This window comes from Treponema sp. R80B11-R83G3, assembly GCF_054786115.1.
The window spans coordinates 1-1,704 of the sequence record NZ_BDHF01000183.1 but is presented as its reverse complement, the minus strand read 5'-3'; the positions used below and the strand labels follow the sequence as shown (position 1 = coordinate 1,704).

Annotated in this window: 3 protein-coding genes; all 3 read right to left on the bottom strand. The window is 28.4% G+C overall.

All coding sequences use genetic code 11. From position 1 onward, the window contains the following. Positions 1-19: 19 nt before the first annotated feature. Complete coding sequence (locus ACYVRH_RS12385; RefSeq protein ID WP_461257209.1) at positions 20-259, bottom strand: hypothetical protein; 240 nt, start codon at positions 257-259, stop codon at positions 20-22. Positions 260-261: 2 nt separating this feature from the next. Further along, the gene (locus tag ACYVRH_RS12380) at positions 262-801 is read right to left on the bottom strand and encodes a DUF3990 domain-containing protein (protein ID WP_461257208.1); all 540 of its coding nucleotides are present in this window, start codon (positions 799-801) and stop codon (positions 262-264) included. Between the two features lie 11 nt (positions 802-812). Beyond that, a partial coding sequence (locus tag ACYVRH_RS12375; protein ID WP_461257207.1) for a hypothetical protein occupies positions 813-1,704 on the bottom strand: 892 nt, incomplete at its 5' end.

Genomic DNA, 1,704 nt, shown 5'->3' with positions numbered 1-1,704 from the left:
ATATCAGTTTTCATTAACTTTAAGCCTCGGTTGGGAAAATTAACTTCCCGGTTTGCTGCTCAATTTCCAATAATTCATAAAGGGCAAGCGGGCTTAAATGCCATAGCTTTGTGCTTTCTTTTTCCAGTTTTTCATATAACTTAGAAACATATAATAATTTAACTGCGGGTATAATCGGTAAGTCTTTTTTTTCCATGATAACTTGAATAATCATGGGAACAAGCATCTGTAATGTCGCCTTAAATTCAATATTATTCATGCTCATGCTTCTCCAAAAAATAGAAGACATTTTAACGCTTCTTCGTTTGTAAAAACCAGTTGATTATATAAATCACGAACTTTTAAACGTTTTAATGTTTCCTTCTCATCTAAAGTTCCGTTCTGATATGCGATAAAGGTTTTAAAAACAGTATCATTCGCAACAGGACCATAAATAATATCAAAAATTTTTCCGTTATAAGTGCCATTTCTGTTTGAAGATACAAAATCCAACCATTTTTTATCAGGTTTATCAAAATAAAGACAAGTAAGTTTTTTTAATAAATTTGTTTCTAAAGTATAAACACTTATATGAATTTCTTTAGAGTCATTTCTATCTTGAACTTTTTTTGCAAAACTTTCCGCTTGTTTTATATTTGTCGTTGTATAAAATCCCTGACCAAAATCTAAAGCTCTGACAGGTTGAATTATTCTCGGGGTTTTAACAAGAGTATCGCTGCCGTGATAAATTTTTATATCTTTTGAAAAAAGTATTTCCTTAAAAGATATATTTTTACTGCCAAGTTTTAAGCCGAATTGCATAATTAATGTTATCAGATTTCAATTATCTCATATTTATCATTATAAATATAAATTATATATTTATAGCCGTTTCTTTTTGCTTTATCTTTTGCCTCGTCAAAGGCCAACTTTGAGGTAAAATTCTTTTTTCCATTAATATTTTCAATAACAAGATTTTTATTTATGCCATAATAAGATGATTCAATATTCTGAATATTTGTTCCGTTTGCAAGAAAAATATCTGTTCCATCCGTATAGACTCCATTGATTATTCTTATTCCTGTTAAAGCAGGGTAAAAGAAAATCATTGCTGTTTCGTTATGTTTATAAATTTCCCATATTTCGGCATTATCATCAAGGAATATACAATATTTTTTCTTTTCATTTCTTGATATTTTTATCATATCCCGTACATTTGTTAGAAGATTACTTGCCGTTTTATTGTTTTGCGTCCTCATGATTCTTATGATTGGATACATTAATTTTGAATTTATTAAAACAACAAAGCTCAAGATAAATAAGAAGAATACAATTCCAGTTTTTATCATAACACTTCTTGTTTGTATCTTTTCTTGCAGTTTTTCTGGGATGTTAAAACCTAAAAGCATACAAATAGCGATCAATTCTTGAAAATATGAAAAATATACGGCGCTCCCGCCGTGAATATACAAAAATATTCCGGGAATTATGCTTGTTATAGAAATAACAACTAAAGTTTCCTCTATAATCAATTTTTTTGATATTAAGGCATATTTTAACGGCGTATTGACAGATAATTGATAATAAAGAAAAAATAAAGTAAAGAATAAAAGGAAAAAATAATGAAGAATTACGCCAATATATCCAACTCCGTTCATGGCATGATTACGTACAAATGACATGAATTGAAAATATGTTGTTCTTGTTTCTGAAAAAATCATATAT